Here is a 25351-nt window from a genome sequence, read left to right as displayed (position 1 = left end):
AAGCGAGTCTGACCTGTCATCAGAACGAGAAAATCATGTTTAAACCGGAACTCCTTTCCCCGGCGGGAACGCTTAAAAATATGCGTTACGCTTTCGCCTATGGTGCCGATGCGGTCTACGCCGGCCAGCCGCGTTACTCACTGCGTGTGCGCAATAACGAATTCAATCACGAGAATTTGCAGCAGGGCATCAACGAAGCCCATGAGCTCGGTAAAAAATTCTACGTGGTGGTCAACATTGCGCCGCACAACGCCAAGCTGAAAACCTTCATTCGCGATTTGCAGCCTGTTGTGGATATGGGGCCGGACGCGCTGATCATGTCCGATCCGGGCCTGATTATGCTGGTGCGTGAGCATTTCCCGCAGATGGACGTGCATCTCTCCGTGCAGGCCAACGCCGTTAACTGGGCGACGGTCAAATTCTGGAAACAGATGGGCCTGACCCGCGTGATCCTCTCCCGCGAACTGTCGCTGGAAGAAATCGAAGAGATTCGCTCACAGGTTCCGGATATGGAACTCGAAATTTTCGTTCATGGCGCGCTGTGCATGGCCTATTCCGGCCGCTGCCTGCTGTCGGGCTACATCAACAAGCGCGACCCGAACCAGGGCACCTGCACCAACGCCTGCCGCTGGGAATATAACGTTCAGGAAGGCAAAGAGGACGACATCGGCAATATCGTGCATAAGCACGAGCCCATCCCGGTGAAAAACGTCGAGCCAACGCTTGGAGAAGGCCAGCCAACTGACAGCGTATTTATGCTGGAAGAAGCGCAGCGTCCGGGCGAATACATGACCGCTTTCGAAGACGAACACGGCACGTATATTATGAATTCCAAAGACCTGCGTGCCGTCGCACACGTGGAACGTCTGACGCAAATGGGCGTGCACTCCCTGAAAATTGAAGGCCGCACCAAATCCTATTACTACTGCGCCCGCACCGCGCAGGTGTACCGCAAAGCCATCGACGATGCCGCCGCAGGCAAACCGTTCGACGCTTCGCTGCTGGAAACCCTCGAAGGGCTGGCACATCGCGGTTATACCGAAGGCTTCCTGCGTCGTCACACCCACGACAGCTACCAGAATTACGAATACGGTTTCTCCGTCTCCGAACGCCAGCAGTTTGTTGGTGAATTTACCGGGGAGCGCAAAGGCAGCCTCGCGGCCGTCGCGGTGAAGAATAAGTTCCTCAAAGGCGACAACCTTGAGCTGATGACGCCACAGGGCAACATCAATTTCACCCTCGAGCACATGGAAACCAACAAAGGACAGCCGACCGACATCGCGCCTGGCGATGGTCACACCGTATGGATCCCGGTGCCAGAAGAGATTGCGCTGGAGTATGCGCTGCTGATGCGTAATTTTGACGGACAGAACACCCGAAATCCAATGCTGAAGTAGTACAGAGTGGTTATTTTTTCAGTAGGGAAAAATCTTAGAAACGGATCACATACCGCTTCGCTTGATACGGGTATTATCCAAAGCGCTGAAAAACATAACCCATAAATGCTAGCTGTACCAGATACCACCTCCTTAGCCCGCGTAATCTCCCTTACGTGGGCTTATTTTTTTGGTTTTAACACACAATCTGCGCCCACCTATTGACCCGCACCGCCAAAACCATGGCTTATGCAGGGCTTTTCTATTTTTAATCCTTCATCTGAATATGATGATTTAAAACCCATCACATATGAATTACCATATGTGATGGGTTTTAAATGTACTGAGACTAAAAATGCGACTACCTGTTCAGCTTTTCAAAGTTCTGTCAGATGACACTCGGCTGGCCATCATCATGCTGCTGAGAGAATCCGGAGAACTGTGCGTCTGTGACATCTGCGGTGCGACGTCGGAATCACAGCCTAAAATATCCCGACACATGGCTATTCTACGTGATTCCGAGCTGGTTCTGGATCGTCGTGAAGGCAAGTGGGTTTACTATCGACTCTCGCCACACATGCCTGCATGGGCGGCAGAAACCATTACCACAGCCTGGCAATGCATGCGGGACGATGTCCGCGAATGGCTAGCGAAGACTGGCTCAGCACCTTGCTAAACCGCGCAAAACACATCCACAAAAACATATGTGACGGAGTATGAAATGTTATTGGCAGGGAGTATTTTTTTACTGACGCTGATTCTGGTTATCTGGCAACCGAAAGGCTTGAGTATTGGCTGGAGCGCGAGCATCGGGGCTGTCCTCGCACTGGCATTCGGCGTTATTCAACTCGGCGATATTCCGGTGGTCTGGAATATCGTCTGGAACGCGACGGCGACCTTTATCGCGGTGATTATTATCAGCCTGCTGCTCGACGAATCGGGCTTCTTTGAATGGGCGGCGCTGCATGTCGCCCGCTGGGGAGGCGGGCGCGGGCGGTTACTTTTTACCTGGATTGTTTTACTGGGTGCGACGGTTGCCGCACTGTTTGCCAACGACGGTGCGGCGCTCATTCTGACGCCCATTGTCATAGCCATGCTGTTCGCACTGGGGTTCAGCAAAGGCACGATGCTGGCCTTTGTCATGGCCGCCGGGTTTATCGCCGATACCGCCAGCCTGCCACTCATTGTGTCGAACCTGGTCAATATCGTCTCTGCGGACTTCTTCCGCATTGGTTTTACGGAATATGCGTCGGTCATGGTTCCGGTTGATATGGCCGCCATTATTGCCACGCTGATCATGCTACATCTGTTCTTTCGCAAAGACATTCCGGCGACGTACAACATTGCCTTGCTGAAAGAGCCCGCCAGCGCGATTAAAGACCCGGCTACGTTCACAGCAGGCTGGGTTGTTCTGCTCCTGCTGCTTGTCGGTTTCTTTGTACTTGAGCCGCTGGGGATCCCCGTCAGCGCAATTGCCGCCGTTGGCGCTGCTGTCCTGTTTGCCGTAGCGAAAAAAGGCCACGCTATCAATACTGGCAAGGTATTGCGCGGCGCACCGTGGCAGATTGTGATCTTTTCTCTTGGCATGTACCTGGTGGTCTACGGTCTGAGAAACGCCGGGCTTACGGATTATCTTTCCGGGGTACTGAATATGCTTGCCGGGAAAGGACTCTGGGCCGCCACCTTTGGGACCGGTTTCCTGACCGCATTCCTTTCATCAATCATGAACAATATGCCAACCGTGTTGATTGGCGCGCTATCGATTGATGGCAGCACCGCGACCGGTGTCATCAAAGAGGCGATGGTGTATGCCAACGTGATTGGCTGCGATTTAGGTCCCAAAATTACGCCGATTGGCAGCCTGGCCACCCTGCTGTGGCTGCACGTTCTGACGCAGAAAAATATGACCATCAGCTGGGGCTACTATTTCCGCACGGGCATTGTCATGACGTTACCCGTGCTGTTTGTCACGCTGGCCGCTCTGGTGCTGCGGCTCTCTGTCACACCGTAATGAGAGATTAAAATGAGCAACATCACTATTTACCACAACCCGGAATGCGGTACGTCGCGTAATACGCTGGAGATGATTCGCAATAGTGGAAACGAACCCACCATCATTTACTATCTCGACACCCCTCCCTCTCATGACGAGTTAGTAAAACTGATTGCCGATATGGGGATTACGGTTCAGGCGTTGCTGCGGAAAAACGTAGAGCCTTACGAACAGCTTGGTCTGGCTGGCGGGCAATTTACCGACGAGCAGCTGATTACCTTTATGCTCCAGCATCCCATCCTGATTAATCGCCCAATTGTGGTCACGCCGATGGGAACCCGACTGTGCAGACCGTCCGAAGTGGTACTGGATATTCTTCCGGAACCACAAAAAAGGGCATTCAGCAAAGAAGACGGTGAAAAAGTGGTGGATAACGCCGGGAAGCGACTCATTTAGCGCCGACCGATTGCGTCGTGATGCAGGTTCAGAAAAGCATCACGACGCCCATGTATTTCAGCCTGGTCTCATGCACAACCCCAGTTCATAAGGTACACTTTTTATCATGTTGAATAATTTGGATAAAAAGGATGACTGACTTTCCACCCAGCATGTTGATCTTAAATGGCAAAGGAGCCGGAAACCCGGAGCTGCGTGAAGCCATCACCCAGTTGCGTAACGAAGGCGTGGAAATCCATGTCCGCGTCACCTGGGAGAAAGGCGATGCGGCGCGTTATCTGGACGAAGCCTGCGAGTCAGGCGTGGCGACAGTTATCGCGGGCGGCGGTGACGGCACCATTAATGAAGTCGCGACCGCAATTATCCATTGCCAACACAGCCACATTCCGGCGCTTGGCCTTCTGCCGCTCGGCACCGCCAACGATTTTGCCACCAGCGTCGGCGTGCCCGACGATCTGAGCAAAGCCCTGAAACTGGCGATCGCCGGGAACGCGACTGAAATTGATATCGCCCAGGTCAACGATAAAACCTGCTTTATCAACATGGCGACCGGCGGTTTTGGCACGCGCATCACCAGTGAAACGCCGGAAAAACTGAAAGCCGCGCTCGGCGGCGTGTCGTATCTGATCCACGGTTTGATGCGTATGGACACCCTGAAAGCCGACCGCTGTGAAATTCGTGGCGAAGGTTTTTACTGGCAGGGTGACGCGCTGGTAATTGGCATCGGTAACGGGCGTCAGGCCGGTGGCGGGCAGCAGCTTTGCCCGGAAGCGTTAATCAACGACGGCCTGCTGCACCTGCGCATTTTCACCGGCGAGGAACTGCTGCCCGCGCTGTTCTCCACCCTCTCGCGCCCGGAAGAAAATCCGAACCTGATAGACGGCGTGTCGTCGTGGTTTGAAATCACTGCGCCGCACGACATCACCTTTAATCTCGACGGCGAACCCAAAACGGGCCGCGATTTCCGCATAGAAATTCTGCCCAACGCCCTGCGCTGTCGTCTGCCGCCGGGCTGTCCGTTGTTGCGCTGACAGAAAAAAAGCCTCCCGATGTCTGGAGGCTTTTTTATTCAGGGGTATATCAGGCAATCGTCACTTTTTCGTCAAGATAGACATCCTGCACGGAGTTAATCAACTTCACGCCGTCAGCCATCGATTTCTTGAAGGCTTTACGGCCGAGGATCAGCCCCATCCCGCCCGCGCGTTTGTTGATAACCGCGGTACGAACGGCGTCGACCTGATCGTTATCACCAGCGGCACCGCCGGAGTTAATCAGGCCCGCGCGACCCATATAGCAGTTCGCCAGCTGGTAACGCACCAGATCGATTGGGTTGTCGGTGGTGAGTTTGCTGTACACGCGTTCGTCGGTATAGCCGAAATTCACCGCTTTGTAGCCACCGTTATTTTCCGCCATTTTCTGCTTCACGATATCCGCACCGATAGTGGCCGCCAGATGGTTGGCCTGACCGGTTAAATCCGCAGAAACGTGGTAATCCACGCCATCTTTTTTGAAGCCGGAATTACGCAGATACGCCCACAGCACGGTCACCATGCCGAGTTCATGCGCACGCTCAAAGGCCGCAGAAATCTCTTCAATCTGTCGACGTGACTCTTCCGAACCAAAATAAATGGTCGCCCCTACCGCCACCGCGCCCATGTTGAATGCCTGCTCTACGCTGGCGTACAGCGTCTGGTCGAAGGTATTCGGGTAGCTCAGCGTCTCGTTGTGATTCAGCTTCACGAGGAACGGAATTCGATGCGCGTAACGGCGCGATACGCTCGCCAGCACGCCATACGTTGAGGCCACGCAGTTACAGCCCGCTTCAATCGCCAGCTCAACAATGTTTTTTGGGTCGAAATAGAGCGGATTTGCAGCAAACGATGCGCCCGCTGAGTGCTCAACGCCCTGGTCTACCGGTAAAATAGAGAGATAGCCGGTGCCCGCCAGACGCCCGGTGTTATACAGGGTCTGCATGTTTCGCAGTACGGCTGGGGGACGATTGTTGTCAATCATCACGCGATCGACGTAATCGGAACCGGGAAGATGGAGCTGCCCGGACGGAATGGTCATACAACGATGCTGTAAAAGGCTGTCGGCGTCTTTGCCAAGCAACTGCGCAATATCAGTCATAGCGATAACTCCCGTAAGTGCCAGCCAGGCTGGCAATGAATGTCCTGTGCCTGTTTTTCAGGCAACACTAAGCCTGGTCTCCTGAGGCAGATTTTTCCAGGTTATTCGAGTCTTTTAAGCACATTCCGCTGGCTCGATTCAGGTGTGGAAAAATGTTAAGTCGCTCAAGGAATCACCTTAAAGGTATTTAAAAGGTATTATTAAATGGTAGTGTGCAGGTGTACCTTACCTGTCATGAAGGATTTAAAGATGAAAACTACAGTAAAGCTGTCGTTCATGATGTTCGTGGAGTGGTTTATCTGGGGCGCGTGGTTTGTACCGCTGTGGCTATGGCTGAGCAAAAACGGCTTTAGCGCCGGAGAAATCGGCTGGTCTTATGCCTGTACCGCCATCGCCGCGATCCTCTCACCTATTCTCGTCGGCTCGCTGACGGACCGCTTCTTCCCGGCGCAAAAAGTCCTGGCGGTGCTGATGTTCGCCGGAGCGATTTTGATGTTCTTCGCCGCGCAGCAGACAACGTTCAGCGGCTTCTTCCCGCTGCTGCTGGCGTACTCGCTGACCTATATGCCAACCATCGCCCTGACCAACAGCATCGCATTTTCTCACGTGCCGGACGTCGAACGCGACTTCCCACGCATTCGTGTGATGGGTACCGTCGGCTGGATTGCCTCAGGCCTGGTGTGCGGGTTCCTGCCGCAGATGATGGGCTACAACGACATTTCACCGACCAGCATTCCGCTGCTGATCACCGCCGCGAGCTCTGCGTTGCTGGGCGTATTCGCGCTGTTCCTGCCGAATACGCCGCCGAAAAGCACCGGCAAAATGAGCCTGAAAGTGATGCTTGGATTAGACGCGCTGGTGCTCCTGCGTGACAAAAATTTCCTCGTCTTTTTCTTCTGCTCGTTCCTGTTCGCGATGCCGCTGGCGTTCTACTACATCTTCGCCAACGGCTATCTGACCGAAGTCGGGATGCATAACGCTACCGGCTGGATGACGCTCGGCCAGTTTTCCGAAATCTTCTTTATGCTGGCGCTACCGTTCTTCATAAAGCGCTTTGGTATTAAAAAGGTATTATTACTGGGTCTGGTGACAGCGGCCATTCGCTACGGCTTTTTCGTCTACGGCGGCGCAGAACAATACTTTACCTACGGCCTGCTTTTCCTCGGAATTCTGCTGCACGGCGTGAGCTACGATTTTTACTACGTCACGGCGTATATCTACGTCGACAAGAAAGCGCCAGTGCAGATGCGTAATGCCGCACAGGGCCTGATAACCCTGTGCTGTCAGGGCTTTGGTAGCCTGCTTGGCTACCGTCTTGGCGGGGTGATGATGGAAAAAATGTTCGCCTACAAGACGCCCGTCAATGGGCTGACCTTTAACTGGGCAGGCATGTGGACCTTCGGCGCAATCATGATCGCAGTGATTGCTGTGCTGTTTATGCTGTTCTTCCGCGAATCGGACAAAGACATTACCGCCGTCCACGTCGACAACGACGAACGCGACATGGCGATGACACATGAGGAAGTGAAATGAAACACCAACGAATTCTCGGTGCCCTGTACGGTCAGGCGTTAGGCGATGCGATGGGGATGCCCTCTGAACTGTGGCCCCGCTCCCGCGTGAAAGCACACTTCGGCTGGATCGACCGTTTTCTCGATGGCCCGGCGGAGAACAACGCCGCTTGTTATTTCAAACGCGCGGAGTTTACCGACGACACGTCGATGGCGCTGTGTCTGGCGGATGCGCTGATCGAATGCGATGGCGACATCGTCCCGGACGTGATTGGCCGCCACATTCTTGCATGGGCGGAAGGCTTTGACGCCTTCAACAAAAACGTGCTCGGCCCGACCTCAAAAATCGCGCTGAACGCCATTCGTGATGGTAAACCGGTGAGCGAACTGGAAAATAACGGCGTGACCAACGGCGCGGCGATGCGCGTTTCACCGCTCGGCTGCGTGTTACCCACCACCTGTCTCGACACCTTTATTGATGACATTGCGCTGGCCTCAAGCCCGACGCATAAATCCGATTTAGCGATTGCCGGCGCGACGGTGATCGGCTGGGCGGTGTCCCGCGCGATTGATGGTGACAACTGGCAGAACATTGTCGATGTGCTGCCCGCCATTGCCCGTCAGGCACAGGAAAAGCGCGTCACCACTTTCAACGCCTCGCTGGCGATGCGTATCGAACTGGCGCTGAAAACTGTGCGCGAGGCTAACGGCGTGGAGTCTGCCAGCGAACAGCTTTATCAACTGGTCGGGGCGGGTACCAGCACCATCGAATCGGTCGCTTGTGCGGTGGCGATGGTCGAACTGGCACAAACGGACCCGAACCGCTGCGCCATTTTATGCGCCAACCTCGGCGGCGATACCGATACCATCGGCGCGATGGCCACGGCGATTTGCGGCGCGCTGCACGGCATTGACGGTATCGACCCGGCACTGAAACAGGAACTCGACGACGTGAATCAGCTGGACTTTGGCCGCTACGCCACGGCCCTGCTGGGCTATCGTCAACGGCGGGAGGAAACATGCTGAGCGACACACTGAGCGAGCTTCGCCAGCAGCGCCCGGTGACGGTTATCGGCTCGGCGGTGATTGACGTCATCGCCGACGCCTATGCCCTGCCGTGGCGCGGCTGCGATATCGAATTACAACAGCAAAGCGTCAATATTGGCGGCTGCGCGCTGAACGTCGCCGTGGCGCTGAAACGTCTGGGCATTGACGCCTGTAACGCCCTGCCGCTCGGCCAGGGCGTGTGGGCCGACATCGTGCGCAACAATCTTTCCCGCCAGGGCATTAGCAGCATTATCGACACCGACAAAGGCGATAACGGCTGGTGTCTGGCGCTGATCGAGCCGGACGGAGAACGCACGTTTATGTCGTTCACTGGGGTGGAGAATGCCTGGAATGACGACTGGCTGGCGCGTCTGCCGCGTGACGCAAACGGGCTGGTGTATCTTTCCGGTTATCAGCTCACCGCCCCCTGCGCTGAGTTGCTGATTAGCTGGCTGGAATCGACGCCCGACGTGACGGCGCTGATTGATTTCGGACCGCGCATTGCCGATGTGCCTGCGCAACTGTTTGAGCGGATCATGGCCTGCAAACCGCTTATCACGCTTAATCGCCAGGAAGCGGAGATTGTCGCCGGACAAATGAAAATCCCGGCGGATACAGCGCCACTGGGCAAAGCCTGGCTTGCACGCTGGAATGCGCCACTGATTGTGCGTCAGGATAAAGACGGGGCATGGTATTTCAGCGCTGAGGCATGTGGGCAGGCAGAAGCGTTTCCAACGACGGTGGTCGACACCATCGGCGCGGGCGACAGCCATGCGGGCGGCGTGCTGGCGGGGTTATCCGCAGGCTGGTCGCTGGCCGACGCGGTGACGCTCGGTAATGCGGTGGCGTCGTGGGTGGTCAGCCACCGGGGCGGTGACTGCGCGCCTACGCGCGAGGAATTACTCCTCGCACACAAACACGTATAAATCGCTGCGGCAGTAGCTGATGCTGTATTCAATCGGCCGCTGCTGCTGATCCAGCGCCACCTGTTTGATCACCAGCACCGGGATTTTGTCATCCATTTTGATGTGCGACTGAAACTCAGCGTCCGGCATCCGGGCGCTGACTCGCGAGCGGGTCCGCTGCGGGAAAATATGCTGGCTGCGAAAGTAGTCGTACAGCGAAATCCCGATGTCATCGGCGTCCGCAATCAGGTGCGATGGCACCCACGACTCTTCAATCGACACCGCCTCTTCATCCACGTAACGAATGCGCTTGAGCAAAAATACCTCGCTTTTCGGCGCCAGCGCCAGCTGTTCGGCCACCTCCGCTGGGCATTCAACGACCCGTTTGTTGACCCACAGCGTGTCCGGTTTTTTGCCGCGCACCACCACCTGCTGAGAAAACCCCCGCGCTTCCTTCAGCGAGTATTCAAAGATGTTGTTGATTTGCGTCCCGTAGCCGCGGGCGCGCGTCACCACGCCTTCGTCTTCCAGGGTTTGCATCGCCTTTCGCACGGTAATACGCGAAACGCCGGTCAGCTGGCTGAGGTCGCGCTCACCGGGCAGAATATTGCCATGCTCAAGCCAACCGCTGCGCACCGCGTTCTTTACCGTTTCGGCAAATTTCAGGTACAGCGGCGTATTATCGGCGGCGGCGATGCGCTCGTTCAGTTGGGCGAGAAGCCGGGTATGCGCTTGTTCCATCTCTGGTTTTCCTGACAGACAGTTTCAGCCAGTATACTACCACCACGCGTGAAAATGATGCACCGGGCCAATTCCGTGACCGACCTCCAGAGAATCCGCCGCGGAAAGCGCCGCCGACAGCCAGCGCTTGGCTTCAGGCACCGTTTCCAGCCAGTTTGCGTGACGCGGGCGCAGCGCCGCTAACGCCGCCGACAGCGTGCAGCCGGTGCCGTGAGTATTTTTGGTCTGCACGCGCGGCGCGGTGAACCGCATTTCTCCCTCAGCGGTAAACAGCCAGTCCGGGCTTTCAGCATCATCCAGATGCCCGCCTTTCATCAGCACCGCTTCGCATCCCAGCGCCCTCAGCGCGCGGCCCTGCTCGAGCATTTCGCGTTCGTTTTGCGCGTGCGGCGCTTCCAGTAGCGCGGCGGCCTCCGGCAAATTTGGCGTAATCAGTGAAACCTGCGGTAAAAGTCGGCTGCGCAACGTGGCGACCGCCGAGGCAGACAACAGCGGATCGCCGCTTTTCGCCAGCATGACGGTGTCGAGCACCACGTTTTCGATGCGATAGCGCGCCAGGCGTTCCGCAACGGCTTCCACGATATCCGTTTCCGCCAGCATCCCGATTTTGGTGGTGTCGATTCGTACGTCGCTGAACACCGAATCCAGCTGGGCAGCGACAAAATCAGGTTCGATCCGATAAACCGACTGCACGCCCCGCGTATTCTGCGCCACCAGCGCCGTCACGACCGAACAGCCGTAAGCGCCCAGCGCAGAGAAAGTTTTCAGATCTGCCTGAATCCCTGCCCCGCCGCTCGGGTCGGTTCCGGCGATGGTGAGTGCGTTAATCCGTTTCATGGCTGACCCTCTGCGTAAAGCGCGTCGAGGAAGGCGGCGACAAAACTGCCAGGCCCATTGCTGTTTTCCGTTGCAACACCACCAGCCTGTTTCATTAATCCGCAGGCCGCAGCGATATTATCGAGCCGGTCGCCCGATAACGCGCAACTCGCCGCCACGACTGCCGACAACGCACAACCGGTGCCCACCACGCGCGTCATCAGTGAGGAACCGCCCTTCACACTCGCCGTGCGCCGCCCGTCGGTGATGTAATCCACTTCACCGGTTACCGCTACCACTGTAGAAAATTGTCGCGCCAACGCCTGTGCTGCGGGTAACGCCGCCGCCGCGGTATCTGTGGTGTCGACACCACGCCCGCCGTGGCTCATGCCCGCCAGCGCCAGAATTTCGGAGGCATTGCCACGAATGGCGGCAGGCGAAAGCGCCAGTAACTGCTGACAAAATTCAGTGCGCAGGCTAAGCGCGCCGACCGCTACCGGGTCCAGCGTCCAGGGTTTGTGGTTCGCGTTCGCACTTTCCACGGCGGAACGCATCGCCGCCGCACGTGATTGGGTCAGCGTACCGACATTAATCAGCAGCGCGTCAGCGAGAGTCGTAAACTGCGGGGCTTCTTCGGCGTCAATGACCATCGCCGGAGATGCGCCCAGCGCCAGCAACACATTGGCGGTGAAGGTTTGCACCACGTCATTGGTCATGCAGTGAACGAGTGGCGAACGGTCGCGTAAAAGATGTGAAGTGTGCGCAAGTTGCGCGGAACTTAGAAGTTCGGGTTGCATGGGTCGCTCCTGCCAGTCGGTAAGAAGCGATACCCTGCGCGGGTTTCTGACTTCCCTACGCTGGCATTATCCAGATCAGGTGGTACGGGTATTTCTCAGCCTTCAACGAAGAAGGGCACCCCGAGTCATTTAAATCAAAATCAATAGGTTGGGATTAATATTTCGTTAATCCCTGGACAGGATAGTAATGCCAGCGGGAAGTCTTGTAAACGGTAAAGCGGCCTTCGTTAAGACACCGATGAAAACCAAGGGCCGAAGAAAATATTTATTGACTGCCTAACAATATTGGAAACGCTTATAAATATTTAGTCCAACTTAAATTATTTGAACTATAAGAGCTTTTCCGAAAAAAGGAATCACGTTAAAGGCTCGATTAATGTCGAAGCTGATCAGATCGCCACGGTAGTAGAGATTTTCGTAATTGACAGGCTAGCGCTCGCCAGATTGTATAAAGCCACCCTATCCTCATGGTTTTATCCATGCGGCGATGCACTCTTTCATCACCCGAAGGCGTTCATCCAGCGCGGCTTTCTCACTGAGATCCTTTTGATACAGGATGGACAGCGTCGACTGGTTGATCAGATAAAAGAAGCCCAGTGCCGAAATGTTGATGTTGAGTTGCATGACGTCGAGATGGGGTCTGACCGTTCCTTCACGGCTCCCGCGTTCCAGAAGACTTTTAGTGATGCTTATCCAGCTTTGGTTGATACCGACAGTCACCGCAGAATCTTTAAGATGCCGGGCTTTTAACTGGTTCTCACTATTCAGCAAGCGAATGAATTCTGGATTTTTGAGATAATATTGCCAGGTAAACTCAACCAGTTTCAGAATCGCTTCATCGGCAGGAAAATCATCCAGTAACAACGCAGCCTCATGCTTACGGATATCCCGGTAGGCATCTTCCAGCACCCGGGTAAACAGCACATCTTTGTTGGTAAAATAGTAATAAATAAGCTGTTTATTGGCATGAGCACGGGCGGCAATACTGTCTACCCGTGCGCCATCAAAACCTTTCTCAGCAAACTCAGCGCGCGCCGCCTGAAGAATACGAATCTGTTTATCGGCAGACGCGTTTTTATCGTTTTCCGTCTTTTTAACCACGCTCCATTCCTCGTCTTTCCCTGCTTTTTTTAACATTATAGTGCCTCAATTTGGCGGTAAAACAAGTCTCAACTCATTTTCAACCAACTAGTTGGTTATGTGAAGTGTGTCAAAGTCAGAATAGGATCGGGATCCTATGATGAAATCATCAACCAGTTAGTTGAATAGTATTAACCCGGTTGGTGACTCCTTCAAGGAGTGCGTCAATCATAAAATTTGATAATGAGGTGAATGAATGTCTCAGATTTCCGTTGGCATTATCATGCATGGCGTAACCGGACGCATGGGGAAGAATCAGCACTTAATCCGTTCGATCGTCAGCATTCGCCAGCAAGGTGGCGTGATGCTGGCAAATGGCGATCGCCTGATGCCGGATCCGATTTTAATTGGTCGCAATGCGGAGAAAATGGCCGCGCTGGCGCAAGAGTTTGGGATCGAACGCTGGGGAACAGACCTTGATGAGGCGCTGAACAATCCCAACGACATTATCTTTTTTGATGCCGCTACCACGCAGGCCCGCCCTGCTCTTCTGAAAAAAGCAATCAGCAAAGGGAAACACGTTTACAGCGAAAAACCGGTGGCGATGAGCCTGGATGAAGCCCTGGATTTATACCATTTCGCCCGTGAGAAAGGCGTTTGTCATGGCGTGGTGCAGGACAAGCTATGGCTACCGGGTTTGCAGAAACTCAAACTGCTTAATGAATCCGGTTTCTTCGGTAAAGTGCTATCCGTACGCGGTGAGTTCGGCTATTGGGTGTTTGAAGGCAATCTGCAGCCCACCCAGCGTCCATCCTGGAATTATCGCAGTGAAGAGGGCGGCGGCATTATTCTGGATATGATTTGTCACTGGCGGTATGTCATTGACAATTTGTTTGGTGAAATTAAAAGCCTCAGTTGTATTGGCGCCACGCATATCCCTGAGCGCTGGAATGAACAACATCAGCCCTACCCGGCTACCGCAGATGACGCGGTTTACGCCACCTTTGAACTGCATAACGGCACAATTGTGCAAATAAACAGTTCCTGGTGCGTTCGCGTTCGCCGCGATGACCTGGTGACTTTCCAGGTTGACGGTGTGAAAGGCTCCGCCGTTGCCGGGCTGACAGACTGTTTTACTCAGGCCAGCGTCAATACGCCAAAACCAGTGTGGAACCCTGACGTGCGACAGACGCATAACTTCTTCGAAGACTGGGCAACGGTGCCGGACACCCAGATTTACGACAACGCTTTTAAAGTACAGTGGGAACTGTTTCTCCGTCATGTCTTTGGAGAAGGGCAATATCGCTGGGACCTGCTGGAAGGCGCAAAAGGTCTGCAACTGGTCGACCTGGCGCTGAAAAGCTGGAAAGAGCGCCGCTGGATTGATGTCCCTTCCCTGACTCGCTGAGGCCCAGTCTATGTCCAGACCCGATCCGCAAAAACTCTCTCTCAACACCGCAACGGTACGCCAGCAATGGGATCTTAAACAGATCATTGAAGGCTGCGCCCGTCACGGTATTCACGGAATTTCCCCCTGGCGCGATCAGGTGGCGCAACTCGGATTGCAGGAAACCGCCAGGCTGATAAGTGCGCATCAGCTCAGCGTCACCGGCTATTGCCGTGGCGGCATGTTCCCGGCCAACAGCGCCGAAGCACGCCATGACAACCTCATCGATAATTTTCGGGCAGTAGATGAAGCGCTAACGCTTAATGCCGCCTGCCTGGTGCTGGTCGTCGGTGGTTTGCCTGCCGGCTCGAAGGATTTAGCCGGTGCGCGCCAACAGATCCACGACGGACTGAACGCATTACTGGAATATTCGCGACCACGAGGCATGCCATTAGCTATCGAACCGCTTCATCCGATGTATGCCGCCGACCGCGCCTGTGTAAACAGCCTGAAACAAGCGAATGATCTGTGTGACGCACTGGGCGATGACGGGCTGGGCATCGCCGTCGATCTCTATCACACCTGGTGGGATGCCGATTTCCATCAGCAAATCATCCGTGCCGGACAAAAACGTCTGCTGGCCTTCCACATTTGCGACTGGCTCAATCCAACCCAGGATCTGCTGGAAGATCGCGGCATGATGGGAGATGGTGTGATTGATATCCGCGGATGCCGGCAGGCGGTGGAGGCTCAGGGATATCAAGGTTTCCATGAAGTCGAAATCTTCTCCCGCCATCACTGGTGGACAACAGATCCCGACGATGTTCTCGACACCTGCAAAACGCGTCATCAGGAGTACGGTTAAACATCCATTGTATCTGACAGAGCTGAAAAGCTGTTTTCGTCGTTCAACAGACATGTCGAGGAAAATATGAATACAGATACCCGAAAAATGATTCTGGTCACCGTCCTGTGTGGGCTGGGATACATGATGTACTCGGTTGACCGCATGACCGTATCCTCCGCTATCGGCCTGATTGCTGCTGAATTTGGTCTGGGCAAAGGTGAAAGCGGGATTCTGCTCTCTTCCTTCTTTTTTGGTTTTATTGTCTTCCTGTTCATTGCCGGGATCATTGCCGACAAGTTGAGTGGAAAGCCAGTCCTCATTCTCGGCCTGATGCTGTTCTCCTTTGCGACACTCCTGACCGGTGTCGCAGGCAGCCTGACCAGCCTTATTTTTTATCGCGTGATGACCGGTGTCGGGGAAGGTATTTTTTGGCCTGCCGCCTCGCTCGAAGTCGCTAACGTCACCAGCGAGAAACAGCGCACGACGGTGATGTCATTGTACTGGATGGGTTATCCGATCGGCGGTTTTCTTGGCACCTGGATGGGGGCGGTGCTCGGCCCGGTATTTGGCTGGCGGGTAGTGTTTTATGTCGCGGGGGCGATGGGTATTCTGGTGGCCCTGTTATATGCCTTCCTGGTAAAAAACGATCGCAAACCTTCCGATTTAATTGCCCGCCAGGCGGCAGAAAAAGTCCCATTGCGTACCCTGTTTCGGCATGCTCCGGTGATGATGATAGCCCTGTATTACTTCATTTTACTGGCCGGATGGTGGATTGTGCTGCTGTGGGCGCCAAGCTATCTGATGCAGGTTAAAAACCTGACCATTGGCACCGCCGGGACAATAGCCAGTCTGTTAGGACTTACCGGGGCGCTGGGTGGGTTTGTGTTGGGTCGATACTGTGACAAAGGTGATTTTCTTCGCCGTCGTCATATCCTGATGGCTATCACTATCGTCAGCGGTTTCCTGATGGCAGCCATGACCCTCAACCTGTCCGTTCCGTTGGTTATTATGCTGGTGATGCTGCTGGGATTCCTTGGCTATCCCATTACTCCGATTGTCCTCTCTATCACCGCTGAACTGGTGCCGCCTTCCCTGCGAGGTTCCGCTATCGGTTTTGTGATGAATATGGGAATGGCTGCCGGGGGTATCTCACCGATTGTCGCAGGCTATTTCGCCCAGCAATACACGCTGCAACCCGTCTGGCTGGCCGCCGCCGCGGTTATCCTCGCCAGCAGTCTGGTCCTGCCCGTGGTACGCAAACTCGCCGTTACCACAGTAAATAACGCCGATGATCCATTGCCTGTTGGGCAACAACTCAAGCATTAATGACGAGGTATCAACGATGACTGTCAGCAATCATGTGCGCATTCTGGATAACAACGGTCAACCGTACACCTATCGCGTAAAAGGCCAGCGCAGCTGGAGTTTGCCGCCCTCACCAGTGTTCAATCGCCACGTTTTTGCCGCTGCGCATGTCGTGACGGACCCACGGAAAATGCGCGATCCCAGCCACGATATCGCTATCGACTGGGAGGCGACTCTGGAATATCGCCGCTATTTAATGTCGCTCGGTTTTGGGGTGGCAGAAGCCATGGACACGGCCCAGCGCGGAATGGGGTTAGACTGGCCAACCAGCCTTGAGCTTATCCAGCGCAGTGTCGAACAGGCGAAAGACTTCCCTGGCATCGCAGTAGCCAGCGGGGCAGGCACCGATCATTTGAGTGATTTCTCCGCGTTGACGCTTCAGGATGTGATTGATGCCTATGAACAACAGATTTCGGCCATTGAGGCCTGCGGCGGACGCATTATTCTGATGGCCAGCCGGGCGTTAGCCGCGATAGCCAAAGGGCCCGACGATTATATTCGGGTCTATGACACAGTACTCCGGCAAGTACGGGAACCGGTCATTATTCACTGGCTCGGCGATATGTTCGATCCCGCACTGCGTGGTTATTGGGGTAGCGAACACATCCACAACGCAATGGAAATTTGTTTATCGGTTATCCAACGCCATCAGGCAAAAATCGACGGTATCAAGATCTCATTGCTGGATAAAGAGCGTGAGATAGAGATGCGTCGTCAGTTACCGGCCACTGTAAAAATGTATACCGGCGACGATTTTAACTATCCCGAACTGATAGCCGGTGATGCGCAAGGGTACTCACACGCACTGTTGGGGATCCTCGATGCGATTGCCCCTGCAGCAGCAGGAGCATTACATGCGCTGGCACAAGGCGATCGGCAGCAATATCAGCAGATACTCACGCCCACGCTGCCGCTGGCGCGGCACATTTTTGCCCGTCCAACGCAGTACTATAAAGCGGGCATCGTGTTTCTTGCCTGGCTCAATGGACATCAGCACCATTTCACCCTGCTGGGCGGTATGGAGAGTGCGCGCAGCCTCACCCATTACAGTGAACTGTTCCGGCTGGCCGATGAGGCGGGATTACTCAACGATATTGATGTCGCCACTGAAAGGATGTCATTACTGGCAAAACTGCAGGGAATATAGGTTAAAACTGTCGGAGGATATGATATCGATAATTACCCCTCTGTGTAGAGCTGTCTCTTGCTCAGATCTTTTGATCAAGAGACAGCCGTAAGGGAGCGGGTTACTGACCAGGCTGGTTTAATGCCAGCATGAAAACGCAGGCGTCCCCTCTCAGCCCCAGAAGAGGTGGCCAGACAATCCCGAGGGTTCCGCGTCCTTACTCATCCCTGCCCAAAAATTTTAATCACTGCATCGAGATGGTCTTTCATTGTTTTTTTCGCCGCACGGCTGTCGCGGGCTTCCAGTGCGGTGAGGATCCCAAGGTGCTCTACTTCTGAACGGTGCGGCATATCCTGCGGTGTGTAATGGAGCTGCAGACTGCGGAACATGGTGCCGTAACGGTGGCCGAGCAGGTGTGCAATGATAAAGGCGTACGCCGGATTGCCGCTGGCCTGGGCAATACGGATATGAAACAAACGGTCGCCCGGATGCGTAGCCGAGCCGTTTCGGTTATCGCGACAATTTTGCTCATATGCCTGCCTGATCGCCGCAAGTTCTTCGTCAGTGGCGTTTTTTGCCGCCAGTGCGGCGGTCTCAGGTTCTATCAGACGCCGTGTTTGCAGCAGGGAGAACGGCGGCAGTTCGGCGGTGAAATCCAGCTCGATATTTAACTCATCATCAACATCCGCCCACTGATTTCGCCCTGCCAGCGACATGACCGGCTCCTGCGATAACGTGGCAGGTGCCGCCGGAGGCTGGCAAACAATCACGCCATTACCGACCCGCACGCTCACCAGACCGATCACTTCCAGCGCAATCAGCGCCTCCCGTACGGACGCCCTGCTCACCTGAAACTGACTGGCCAGATCGCGCTCTGCGGGCAGACGGCTACCGGGTGGAAATTCTTTATTATCAATCAGCGTCTTTAGCTGATCAGCTATCTGTCTGTATATTCTAGGATTCTCTAATTTTTTTATCGGCATCTGGCACCTGAGGTCAACGCTTATTAAGTGATTCAGCTAGCATTATTCGGACAAAAATCTTGCTGATTTGTTTTATACATGTAAAAAATTAGTTAACCAAAATGGCGTGTTAAGTGGCAGCTTGCCCGACATCTTAGCAAAAAGCAGCGCTTATCACGCCTTTTTTTCACCCTTAATGGCCTGACCATTAGGCCTTTAAAGCAACATTACCTGGGAGTGGCTATGAACCTGGCAGGGAAAAAAGTGCTGATTACCGCCGCCGGACAAGGCATCGGCTTTAACACCGCCTCACTGTTTGCTCGTGAAGGCGCAGAGGTGATTGCCACCGATATCAACATCGATGCGCTGCTGGATATTCCGGGGATCACCCCACGCCTACTGGATGTTACCGACCCTCAGGCCATTTCCGCCCTGGCGGAAGAGACCGGCGCAATCGACGTGCTGTTTAACTGCGCCGGGGTGGTTCACAGCGGTGACATTCTGAGCTGCACCGAACGTGAATGGCAGTTTGCGCTGGATCTTAACGTGACTGCGATGTTCCGTATGATCCGCGCCTTTTTACCCGCCATGCTCGAAGGCAGCCGCGGCTCGATTATCAATATGTCGTCGGTCGCTTCGAGCGTCAAAGGCGTGCCTAATCGCTTTGCCTACAGCGCATCCAAAGCTGCCGTTATTGGCCTGACGCGCTCCGTCGCGGCGGACTATGTCACCCGCGGTATCCGCTGCAACGCCATTTGTCCGGGCACGGTGGAGTCGCCTTCCCTGCGCCAGCGCATTGCCGCACAGGCCGAGGCCGAAGGCCGCAGCGAAGCCGACGTCTACGCGGCGTTTGTTGCCCGCCAGCCGATCGGACGCATCGGCAAAACTGAGGAAATCGCCCAGCTGGCGCTGTATCTGGCCTCCGACGCCAGTTCATACACCACCGGCACGGTACAAATTATTGACGGCGGCTGGAGCAACTGACGCGCCGGAAGCTGCAAACAGCAGACTTTAGATTCTACTTTCACAGAAGGACACTGCCCCATGAAATTACTTCGTTACGGCAATGCAGGTTCGGAGCGCCCCGGCCTGCTGGACACTAACGGCAAACTGCGCGATCTGAGCGCACATGTCGCTGACATCAGCGGCGAATTTTTACAGCCGGAAACGCTTGAAGCTTTACGCAAGCTCGATCCACAAAGCCTGCCTTTGGTGAGTGGCGAGCCACGCCTCGGCGCGTGTGTCGCCAACGTAGGTAAATTTATCTGTATCGGGCTGAACTACGCAGACCACGCGGCTGAAACCGGTGCAGAAATCCCGAAAGAACCGGTTGTATTTAATAAATGGACCAGCGCCATAGTCGGCCCAAACGATGATGTAGAAATCCCTCGTGATTCGACCAAAACCGACTGGGAAGTGGAGCTTGGCGTGGTCATCGGCACCGGCGGGCGCTATATCAGCGAGGCTGATGCAATGTCGCACGTCGCCGGTTACTGCGTGATCAACGATGTTTCCGAACGGGAATTTCAGATTGAACGTGGCGGCACATGGGACAAAGGCAAAGGTTGCGATACTTTCGGCCCTACCGGTCCGTGGCTGGTCACGGCCGATGAAATCCCTGACCCTCACCGCCTTAATCTGTGGCTGGAGGTGGACGGCCAGCGCTATCAGAACGGCAACACGCGCACCATGATTTTCCAGATCCCCGAAATTATCAGCTACCTCAGCCGTTTCATGAGCCTGCAACCGGGCGACATCATTTCCACCGGCACGCCGCCGGGCGTCGGGCTTGGACAAAAGCCACCGGTATACCTGCAGGCCGGACAGGTGATGTGTCTGGGGATCGAAGGTCTGGGCGAGCAACGTCAGAAGACGGTGCAGGCATAAACAGCGGAAGGAACACTTTGCGATGACAACGATTACGGCTCTACGTGTTGAAGATGTACGCTTCCCTACCTCTCAGGCGCTGGATGGCTCGGATGCGATGAATCCGGACCCGGATTATTCCGCAGCGTACGTGATTCTGGAAACGGATAATCCGACGCTGAGCGGGCACGGCCTGACGTTTACTATCGGGCGCGGCAATGAAATCTGCTGCGCAGCGATTAAAGCGCTGGAACATCTGGTTGTTGGCCGCGTGCTGACTGACATCACCGCCGATATGGGCAAATTCTGGCGTGATTTTACCAGTGACAGCCAGCTGCGCTGGATTGGCCCTGACAAAGGGGCTATTCATCTGGCGACCGGCGCGGTAGTGAATGCGATATGGGATTTATGGAGCAAAGCGGCCGGCAAACCGCTGTGGAAACTGGTTGCCGATATGTCGCCGGAAGAGCTGGTGCGCTGTATCGATTTCCGCTACATCACCGACTGCATTACGCCGCAGGAAGCGCTGGCATTATTGCAGCAGCGAGCCGACAACAAAGCCCAGCGTACGGCGAAGCTGCTGGCGGAAGGTTACCCCTGCTACACCACGTCGGCGGGCTGGTTGGGCTATCCCGACGATAAATTGCGCCGTTTGTGCCAGGAGGCCGTCGATGCCGGTTTCGATTATCTGAAGCTGAAAGTCGGGCGTGATCTGGAAGATGATATTCGCCGCGTGCGCATTGCGCGCGAGGTCATTGGGCCGGATCGCAAACTGATGATCGACGCCAATCAGGTATGGGAAACCAACGAGGCGATACCTTGGGTGAACGCCCTCGCCTTTGCCAGTCCGTGGTTTATTGAAGAGCCGACCAGCCCGGATGACATCGAAGGCCACCGCAAAATCCGCCAGGGCGTTGCGCCGGTTAAAGTCGCCACCGGCGAAATGTGCCAGAACCGCATTATGTTCAAGCAGTTCATCATGCGCGAGGCCATTGACGTGGTGCAGATTGACGCCTGCCGCATGGGTGGCGTGAATGAGGTGCTGGCCGTGATGCTGATGGCGGCCAAATACAATCTGCCGGTCTGTCCTCATGCGGGGGGGGTCGGGCTGTGCGAATACGTGCAGCATCTGTCGATGATTGATTATCTCTGCATTGCCGGCACGTATGAAGGCCGCGTGATCGAATACGTTGACCACCTTCACGAACATTTTGTTCATCCGTGCGATATCCGCGACGCGGCTTATATGCCACCGCGTGCCCCGGGATTTTCAATCGAAATGCATCAGGCCTCGATCGAAAAATATCGCCATCACGACAGGTCTTAATGACCGACGCAGGAGAACGCCGATGATGCGAGTCGACAGTCACCAGCATTTCTGGCGCTACACGCCGCAGGATTATCCGTGGATAAGTGCCGAAATGGGAGTGCTGAAGCAGGACTTATTGCCGGACATGCTGCAGCCAACGTTACAACGTCATGATATGCAGAGTGCGATCCTGGTTCAGGCGCGCTCCTCCGCCGCTGAAACGCGCTGGCTGCTGGAGATAGCAGAACAAACTGACTTCGTGCGCGCCGTAACCGGCTGGCTGGAGCTCTCCTCGCCTGAGCTGCAAAAGGATCTGGAGGCTATCTCTCATCCCCTGCTGCGTGGTTTTCGTCATCAGGTCCAGGACGAGCTTTCCCCTGCGCAGTGGCTGGCGGATACGGCGGTTAATCGCGGACTCCGTCAGCTTCAGCAGCAGGAATACGTCTATGAAATTCTGGTTACGCACCGTCATTTGTCAGAGGCTGTAGAGTTTGCCGGACGTCATGACAGCTATTTTCTGGTGCTCGACCACTGCGGCAAGCCCGATCTCAGCCTGGGTGCCGCGCACTGGAAGAGACAGATTGCGCCCCTGGCGGCGTTAAAACACGTCAGCTGCAAAATCTCCGGACTGCTGACCGAACCCCGACCTGCGGGGATGTCGTCCCGCGACCTGCTGCCCTATTTCGACGCTGCCCTGGAGATTTTTGGCAGTGAGCGGCTGATGTTTGGCTCCGACTGGCCGGTGTGTCTGCTGGCCGGAGCGGATGAAAATCCGTGGGATTTTAGTGAGCGGGCTACGGCAGCGCTGAGTGCCGACGAGCAGGCAGCTATCTATGGCAACACTGCCCGCACGGTTTACCGACTACAGGAAACAAGTTATGAATCTGCATCTGCAAAATAAGATAATAATCGTTACCGGTGGTGGCTCCGGTATCGGTGGCGCAATTTCGCTGACGCTGGCGGAAGAAGGTGCCATTCCGGTGATTATCAGCAATACCGAACCGGCTAATGAGCTGATGCATAAGCTGCAGCAACTTTCGCCCCGGGCCAGTTTTGTGCTGACTGAACTACGGGAGGAAGCCAGCTGCAAGGCCTGCGTGGACGATGTCCTCACGCGCTACGGCAGCATCGACGGGTTGGTCAATAACGCCGGAGCTAACGACAGCGTCGGACTGGATGCCGGTCGGGAAGCGTTTGTTAAATCGCTCGAACAAAACCTGATTCACTACTACCTGATGGCACATCTGAGCCTGGACGCCCTGCGCGCCAGTCGAGGAGCCATCGTGAATATCAGTTCAAAAACCGCGTTGACCGGTCAAGGTAATACCAGCGGTTATGCCTCCGCGAAAGGCGGCATTCTGGCACTGACACGGGAATGGGCGGCGGCGCTGCTGGGTGATGGTATCCGGGTGAACGCGGTGATCCCGGCGGAGGTGATGACACCGCTGTACGAACGCTGGATAAAAAGCTTCGACCATCCCGAAGAAAAACTGCAGCAAATTACCTCGCATATTCCGCTGGGCCAGCGCATGACCACGCCGCAGGAAATTGCCAATACCGTGGTATTCCTGCTCTCTTCCCGCGCCTCCCACACTACCGGCCAGTGGCTGACCGTGGACGGCGGCTATATGCATCTCGACCGGGCGCTGACATGAAGCGCCGCTATTGTCAGGCTCTGGATCTGGCGGACGATCCAGCGCTTATCGAAGAATATCAGCGCTATCACCGCGAGATCTGGCCGGAAGTCACCGCGCATCTTCGCCGCTATGGCATCGCGGAGATGGAAATTTACCGGCTGGGCAACCGGCTGTTCATGGTGATGGAAACCACAGAAGATTTTGACAGCGGCCTGTTTGAACGCCGCAGTCTTGCCGATCCGAAAATTTGTGAGTGGGAAGCCCTGATGTGGAAATATCAGCGCCCCACGCCGTGGACGCCCGCCGGTGAAAAGTGGGTGGAAATGGAGAGGATTTTTTCGCTTGCCGATCAGCAGTAGATCCGCTCCCTGCAATGAGGGAGTTCATTACGTTTTTCATGTTATCTGACATAAAAAATCAGCCAACTGAGCTGACCCCCTACACGCCTTACCAGATACTGAGGAATACACTATGCTCGCCGACAAAACTGCCGCGCCTGCTTATGCGCAGCGCAAAACGACGTCCGGTTTCCGACTGGCGTTCATTCTTGTCACCACGCTGTTTTTCCTGTGGGGTTTATCCTACGGACTGCTGGATGTCCTGAATAAGCATTTCCAGGAAGTCTTGCACGTTAACAAAGCCCAGTCAGGCCTGCTACAGGCCGCGTATTTCGGGGCCTATTTTATCATCGCCCTGCCCGCTGGCTTCTTTATGGACAGGTTTGGATACAAGGCCGGGATCCTGGTCGGATTATGTCTGTATGCGTTGGGCGCGCTGCTGTTTGTCCCTGCGGCTTCCGCAGGCAGCTTTGCCATGTTCCTGTTCGCACTGTTTGTCATCGCTCTCGGTCTGGGATGTCTGGAAACCGCAGCTAACCCGTTTGCCACCGTATTGGGCGATCCCGCTGGGGCCGAGCGTCGCCTGAACCTTTCCCAGTCATTCAACGGCTTAGGCCAGTTCATTGGCCCAATCATCGGCGGCTCGCTGTTCTTCTCCGCCACCCAGGGCACCACCGCTGACGGGTTGTCATCGGTAAAAACCACCTACGTCGCTATCGCAGTCCTGGTTCTGCTGATCGCCTTCCTGTTCGGGCGCACAAAATTGCCTGACATTCGCGAGCAAAGCACCACAGAAGATCGCGGCATCGAGAAAGGATTGTGGCAGCACGGACATTTCACCGGCGGCGTGATTGCTCAGTTCTTTTACGTTGCGGCGCAGGTTGGCGTCGGAGCATTTTTCATCAACTACACCACGGAACACTGGCATACGCTGTCGAACCAGAATGCGTCATACCTCCTTTCCGTCGGCATGATAAGCTTCATGGTTGGCCGTTTCTTCAGTACATGGCTGATGGGGTTTGTCCGCCCTGCCACGCTACTGGTGATTTACGCCATTATCAATATTGTGCTGTGCGGCGTAGTCGTTGCCGGGATTGAGAGCGTATCGGTGATTGCACTGGTCGCCATTTTCTTCTTCATGTCGATCATGTTTCCAACCCTGTTCGCCATGGGCGTCAAGAACATGGGTAAACAAACAAAACGCGCCAGCTCAGTCATGATCATGGCGATTGTCGGCGGCGCGATCATGCCATATCTGATGGGGGCTATTGCCGATCGCTACAGCACCGCAGTGTCCTACGCGCTGCCAATGGTGTGTTTCGCGGTGGTGCTGATTTACGCGCTGAAGCAGCGGGCGAAATAAACAGCCCTGTTGGGACAAAAGCAGCAGCCTCGAATGCATTGCAGGCTGCTCAGACTGATGACCATAAAGAAGGAAAAAAACCTTTTTCCTTCTTTATCAGCAATTTCAGCGATGCCGCCACCAGTGCTCCAGGTTACGGTGTCCTCACCACCACCAGGCCCCTGCCAGTAGTTCACGCTTAACCGTTGATCTCCCCCCTGTAAACAGTACCAGTCTAAACTGAAGTCTCCGGTCTTTCTTTCATCTCACAGAGAGGCACATCGCCATGAAAAAGACCCGCTATACCGAGGAACAGGTCG

25 protein-coding genes and 1 riboswitch are annotated in these 25351 nt (G+C 55.1%); of the genes, 19 read left to right on the top strand and 6 right to left on the bottom strand.

Translation table 11 applies throughout. The annotated features are described in order from the left end of the window. Positions 1 to 35: 35 nt before the first annotated feature. From trhP to yegS, 5 genes are all read left to right on the top strand, one after another. A complete protein-coding gene (gene trhP, locus MUU51_RS16765) occupies positions 36 to 1397 on the top strand; it encodes a prephenate-dependent tRNA uridine(34) hydroxylase TrhP (protein ID WP_258968167.1) in 1362 nt (453 codons plus the stop codon). Positions 1398 to 1731: 334 nt separating this feature from the next. Next, the gene (locus tag MUU51_RS16760; protein ID WP_159775612.1) at positions 1732 to 2052 is read left to right on the top strand and encodes a metalloregulator ArsR/SmtB family transcription factor; all 321 of its coding nucleotides are present in this window, start codon (positions 1732 to 1734) and stop codon (positions 2050 to 2052) included. Between the two features lie 45 nt (positions 2053 to 2097). Further along, positions 2098 to 3387, top strand: coding sequence for an arsenic transporter (locus tag MUU51_RS16755; protein ID WP_258968166.1), 1290 nt, complete (start codon positions 2098 to 2100; stop codon positions 3385 to 3387). A 12-nt stretch (positions 3388 to 3399) separates the two neighbouring features. Further along, positions 3400 to 3825, top strand: a complete 426-nt coding sequence (arsC, locus tag MUU51_RS16750) for a glutaredoxin-dependent arsenate reductase (RefSeq protein ID WP_258968165.1) — start codon at positions 3400 to 3402, stop codon at positions 3823 to 3825. A gap of 131 nt (positions 3826 to 3956) precedes the next feature. Next, positions 3957 to 4856 (top strand): lipid kinase YegS, encoded by a 900-nt coding sequence (yegS, locus tag MUU51_RS16745; RefSeq protein WP_159775618.1) that lies wholly within the window; start codon positions 3957 to 3959, stop codon positions 4854 to 4856. Between the two features lie 49 nt (positions 4857 to 4905). Here yegS and fbaB read toward each other — a convergent pair whose 3' ends face one another. After that, positions 4906 to 5955 carry a class I fructose-bisphosphate aldolase gene (fbaB, locus tag MUU51_RS16740; RefSeq protein ID WP_110509497.1) on the bottom strand — a complete coding sequence of 350 codons (1050 nt, stop codon included), beginning with the start codon at positions 5953 to 5955 and terminating at the stop codon, positions 4906 to 4908. Positions 5956 to 6204: 249 nt separating this feature from the next. Here fbaB and MUU51_RS16735 point away from each other — a divergent pair, with 249 nt between their 5' ends. The 3 genes from MUU51_RS16735 to MUU51_RS16725 are packed head-to-tail and all read left to right on the top strand — an operon-like array spanning position 6205 to position 9439. Further along, the gene (locus MUU51_RS16735) at positions 6205 to 7488 is read left to right on the top strand and encodes a nucleoside permease (RefSeq protein WP_258968164.1); all 1284 of its coding nucleotides are present in this window, start codon (positions 6205 to 6207) and stop codon (positions 7486 to 7488) included. Beyond that, positions 7485 to 8492, top strand: a complete 1008-nt coding sequence (locus tag MUU51_RS16730; RefSeq protein WP_159775622.1) for an ADP-ribosylglycohydrolase family protein — start codon at positions 7485 to 7487, stop codon at positions 8490 to 8492. The genes MUU51_RS16735 and MUU51_RS16730 overlap by 4 nt, the downstream gene beginning before the upstream one ends. Continuing rightward, entirely contained in the window at positions 8486 to 9439 is a 954-nt protein-coding gene (locus tag MUU51_RS16725; protein WP_258968163.1) for a PfkB family carbohydrate kinase, read from the top strand. The genes MUU51_RS16730 and MUU51_RS16725 overlap by 7 nt, the downstream gene beginning before the upstream one ends. Here MUU51_RS16725 and MUU51_RS16720 read toward each other — a convergent pair. The 4 genes from MUU51_RS16720 to MUU51_RS16705 form a co-directional block, all read right to left on the bottom strand. Beyond that, complete coding sequence (locus tag MUU51_RS16720) at positions 9413 to 10159, bottom strand: GntR family transcriptional regulator (protein ID WP_159775626.1); 747 nt, start codon at positions 10157 to 10159, stop codon at positions 9413 to 9415. The two genes, MUU51_RS16725 and MUU51_RS16720, sit on opposite strands and share 27 nt — an antisense overlap. 36 nt (positions 10160 to 10195) lie before the next feature. Further along, positions 10196 to 10996 (bottom strand): bifunctional hydroxymethylpyrimidine kinase/phosphomethylpyrimidine kinase, encoded by an 801-nt coding sequence (thiD, locus tag MUU51_RS16715; RefSeq protein WP_258968162.1) that lies wholly within the window; start codon positions 10994 to 10996, stop codon positions 10196 to 10198. Then, a complete protein-coding gene (gene thiM, locus MUU51_RS16710) occupies positions 10993 to 11772 on the bottom strand; it encodes a hydroxyethylthiazole kinase (protein ID WP_159775630.1) in 780 nt (259 codons plus the stop codon). Before thiM ends, thiD begins: the two co-directional genes overlap by 4 nt. A 35-nt stretch (positions 11773 to 11807) precedes the next feature. Then, positions 11808 to 11905, bottom strand: a riboswitch (TPP riboswitch). Positions 11906 to 12237: 332 nt separating this feature from the next. Continuing rightward, complete coding sequence (locus MUU51_RS16705) at positions 12238 to 12909, bottom strand: TetR/AcrR family transcriptional regulator (RefSeq protein ID WP_159770768.1); 672 nt, start codon at positions 12907 to 12909, stop codon at positions 12238 to 12240. A gap of 199 nt (positions 12910 to 13108) precedes the next feature. Here MUU51_RS16705 and MUU51_RS16700 point away from each other — a divergent pair, with 199 nt between their 5' ends. The 4 genes from MUU51_RS16700 (at position 13109) to MUU51_RS16685 (ending at position 17598) form a co-directional block, all read left to right on the top strand. After that, a complete protein-coding gene (locus MUU51_RS16700; protein ID WP_258968161.1) occupies positions 13109 to 14260 on the top strand; it encodes a Gfo/Idh/MocA family protein in 1152 nt (383 codons plus the stop codon). 10 nt (positions 14261 to 14270) lie between these two features. Then, positions 14271 to 15104, top strand: coding sequence for a sugar phosphate isomerase/epimerase family protein (locus tag MUU51_RS16695; protein ID WP_258968160.1), 834 nt, complete (start codon positions 14271 to 14273; stop codon positions 15102 to 15104). Positions 15105 to 15170: 66 nt separating this feature from the next. Beyond that, positions 15171 to 16412 (top strand): MFS transporter, encoded by a 1242-nt coding sequence (locus tag MUU51_RS16690; protein ID WP_258968159.1) that lies wholly within the window; start codon positions 15171 to 15173, stop codon positions 16410 to 16412. Between the two features lie 16 nt (positions 16413 to 16428). Continuing rightward, positions 16429 to 17598 carry a dihydrodipicolinate synthase family protein gene (locus MUU51_RS16685; RefSeq protein WP_258968158.1) on the top strand — a complete coding sequence of 390 codons (1170 nt, stop codon included), beginning with the start codon at positions 16429 to 16431 and terminating at the stop codon, positions 17596 to 17598. Between the two features lie 200 nt (positions 17599 to 17798). On the opposite strand, the gene MUU51_RS16680 is transcribed toward MUU51_RS16685, so the two are convergent. Beyond that, positions 17799 to 18560, bottom strand: coding sequence for a FadR/GntR family transcriptional regulator (locus tag MUU51_RS16680; RefSeq protein ID WP_159770753.1), 762 nt, complete (start codon positions 18558 to 18560; stop codon positions 17799 to 17801). Positions 18561 to 18782: 222 nt separating this feature from the next. Here MUU51_RS16680 and MUU51_RS16675 point away from each other — a divergent pair, with 222 nt between their 5' ends. The 7 genes from MUU51_RS16675 (at position 18783) to fucP (ending at position 25052) form a co-directional block, all read left to right on the top strand. Continuing rightward, positions 18783 to 19523 (top strand): SDR family oxidoreductase, encoded by a 741-nt coding sequence (locus MUU51_RS16675; RefSeq protein WP_159770750.1) that lies wholly within the window; start codon positions 18783 to 18785, stop codon positions 19521 to 19523. Between the two features lie 60 nt (positions 19524 to 19583). After that, positions 19584 to 20426 carry a fumarylacetoacetate hydrolase family protein gene (locus tag MUU51_RS16670; RefSeq protein WP_159770747.1) on the top strand — a complete coding sequence of 281 codons (843 nt, stop codon included), beginning with the start codon at positions 19584 to 19586 and terminating at the stop codon, positions 20424 to 20426. Positions 20427 to 20448: 22 nt separating this feature from the next. Next, positions 20449 to 21732: an L-fuconate dehydratase gene (locus MUU51_RS16665; RefSeq protein ID WP_258968157.1), complete on the top strand. Its 1284-nt coding sequence runs from the start codon at positions 20449 to 20451 to the stop codon at positions 21730 to 21732. A 22-nt stretch (positions 21733 to 21754) separates the two neighbouring features. Further along, entirely contained in the window at positions 21755 to 22615 is an 861-nt protein-coding gene (locus MUU51_RS16660) for an amidohydrolase family protein (RefSeq protein WP_159770741.1), read from the top strand. Next, positions 22593 to 23369, top strand: coding sequence for an L-fucose dehydrogenase (locus MUU51_RS16655; RefSeq protein WP_258968156.1), 777 nt, complete (start codon positions 22593 to 22595; stop codon positions 23367 to 23369). The genes MUU51_RS16660 and MUU51_RS16655 overlap by 23 nt, the downstream gene beginning before the upstream one ends. Further along, positions 23366 to 23710 carry an L-rhamnose mutarotase gene (locus MUU51_RS16650; RefSeq protein ID WP_159770735.1) on the top strand — a complete coding sequence of 115 codons (345 nt, stop codon included), beginning with the start codon at positions 23366 to 23368 and terminating at the stop codon, positions 23708 to 23710. Before MUU51_RS16655 ends, MUU51_RS16650 begins: the two co-directional genes overlap by 4 nt. A gap of 112 nt (positions 23711 to 23822) precedes the next feature. After that, complete coding sequence (fucP, locus tag MUU51_RS16645; protein ID WP_258968155.1) at positions 23823 to 25052, top strand: L-fucose:H+ symporter permease; 1230 nt, start codon at positions 23823 to 23825, stop codon at positions 25050 to 25052. The last annotated feature ends 299 nt before the right edge of the window (positions 25053 to 25351 follow it).

Source organism: Scandinavium manionii (genome assembly GCF_024764775.1).
In the GTDB taxonomy this organism is placed as follows: Bacteria; Pseudomonadota; Gammaproteobacteria; order Enterobacterales; family Enterobacteriaceae; genus Scandinavium; species Scandinavium manionii.
The sequence above is the reverse complement of the archived record's forward strand: the minus strand, read 5'-3'. Positions and strand labels throughout refer to the sequence as shown.

Excerpts from the sequence above, each read along its gene's own strand:
- trhP (WP_258968167.1), top strand. The coding sequence starts at position 36 with ATGTTTAAACCGGAACTCCTTTCCCCGGCGGGAACGCTTAAAAATATG.
- MUU51_RS16760 (WP_159775612.1), top strand. The coding sequence starts at position 1,732 with ATGCGACTACCTGTTCAGCTTTTCAAAGTTCTGTCAGATGACACTCGG.
- MUU51_RS16755 (WP_258968166.1), top strand. The coding sequence starts at position 2,098 with ATGTTATTGGCAGGGAGTATTTTTTTACTGACGCTGATTCTGGTTATC.
- arsC (WP_258968165.1), top strand. The coding sequence starts at position 3,400 with ATGAGCAACATCACTATTTACCACAACCCGGAATGCGGTACGTCGCGT.
- yegS (WP_159775618.1), top strand. The coding sequence starts at position 3,957 with ATGACTGACTTTCCACCCAGCATGTTGATCTTAAATGGCAAAGGAGCC.
- fbaB (WP_110509497.1), bottom strand. The coding sequence starts at position 5,955 with ATGACTGATATTGCGCAGTTGCTTGGCAAAGACGCCGACAGCCTTTTA.
- MUU51_RS16735 (WP_258968164.1), top strand. The coding sequence starts at position 6,205 with ATGAAAACTACAGTAAAGCTGTCGTTCATGATGTTCGTGGAGTGGTTT.
- MUU51_RS16730 (WP_159775622.1), top strand. The coding sequence starts at position 7,485 with ATGAAACACCAACGAATTCTCGGTGCCCTGTACGGTCAGGCGTTAGGC.
- MUU51_RS16725 (WP_258968163.1), top strand. The coding sequence starts at position 8,486 with ATGCTGAGCGACACACTGAGCGAGCTTCGCCAGCAGCGCCCGGTGACG.
- MUU51_RS16720 (WP_159775626.1), bottom strand. The coding sequence starts at position 10,159 with ATGGAACAAGCGCATACCCGGCTTCTCGCCCAACTGAACGAGCGCATC.
- thiD (WP_258968162.1), bottom strand. The coding sequence starts at position 10,996 with ATGAAACGGATTAACGCACTCACCATCGCCGGAACCGACCCGAGCGGC.
- thiM (WP_159775630.1), bottom strand. The coding sequence starts at position 11,772 with ATGCAACCCGAACTTCTAAGTTCCGCGCAACTTGCGCACACTTCACAT.
- MUU51_RS16705 (WP_159770768.1), bottom strand. The coding sequence starts at position 12,909 with ATGTTAAAAAAAGCAGGGAAAGACGAGGAATGGAGCGTGGTTAAAAAG.
- MUU51_RS16700 (WP_258968161.1), top strand. The coding sequence starts at position 13,109 with ATGTCTCAGATTTCCGTTGGCATTATCATGCATGGCGTAACCGGACGC.
- MUU51_RS16695 (WP_258968160.1), top strand. The coding sequence starts at position 14,271 with ATGTCCAGACCCGATCCGCAAAAACTCTCTCTCAACACCGCAACGGTA.
- MUU51_RS16690 (WP_258968159.1), top strand. The coding sequence starts at position 15,171 with ATGAATACAGATACCCGAAAAATGATTCTGGTCACCGTCCTGTGTGGG.
- MUU51_RS16685 (WP_258968158.1), top strand. The coding sequence starts at position 16,429 with ATGACTGTCAGCAATCATGTGCGCATTCTGGATAACAACGGTCAACCG.
- MUU51_RS16680 (WP_159770753.1), bottom strand. The coding sequence starts at position 18,560 with ATGCCGATAAAAAAATTAGAGAATCCTAGAATATACAGACAGATAGCT.
- MUU51_RS16675 (WP_159770750.1), top strand. The coding sequence starts at position 18,783 with ATGAACCTGGCAGGGAAAAAAGTGCTGATTACCGCCGCCGGACAAGGC.
- MUU51_RS16670 (WP_159770747.1), top strand. The coding sequence starts at position 19,584 with ATGAAATTACTTCGTTACGGCAATGCAGGTTCGGAGCGCCCCGGCCTG.
- MUU51_RS16665 (WP_258968157.1), top strand. The coding sequence starts at position 20,449 with ATGACAACGATTACGGCTCTACGTGTTGAAGATGTACGCTTCCCTACC.
- MUU51_RS16660 (WP_159770741.1), top strand. The coding sequence starts at position 21,755 with ATGATGCGAGTCGACAGTCACCAGCATTTCTGGCGCTACACGCCGCAG.
- MUU51_RS16655 (WP_258968156.1), top strand. The coding sequence starts at position 22,593 with ATGAATCTGCATCTGCAAAATAAGATAATAATCGTTACCGGTGGTGGC.
- MUU51_RS16650 (WP_159770735.1), top strand. The coding sequence starts at position 23,366 with ATGAAGCGCCGCTATTGTCAGGCTCTGGATCTGGCGGACGATCCAGCG.
- fucP (WP_258968155.1), top strand. The coding sequence starts at position 23,823 with ATGCTCGCCGACAAAACTGCCGCGCCTGCTTATGCGCAGCGCAAAACG.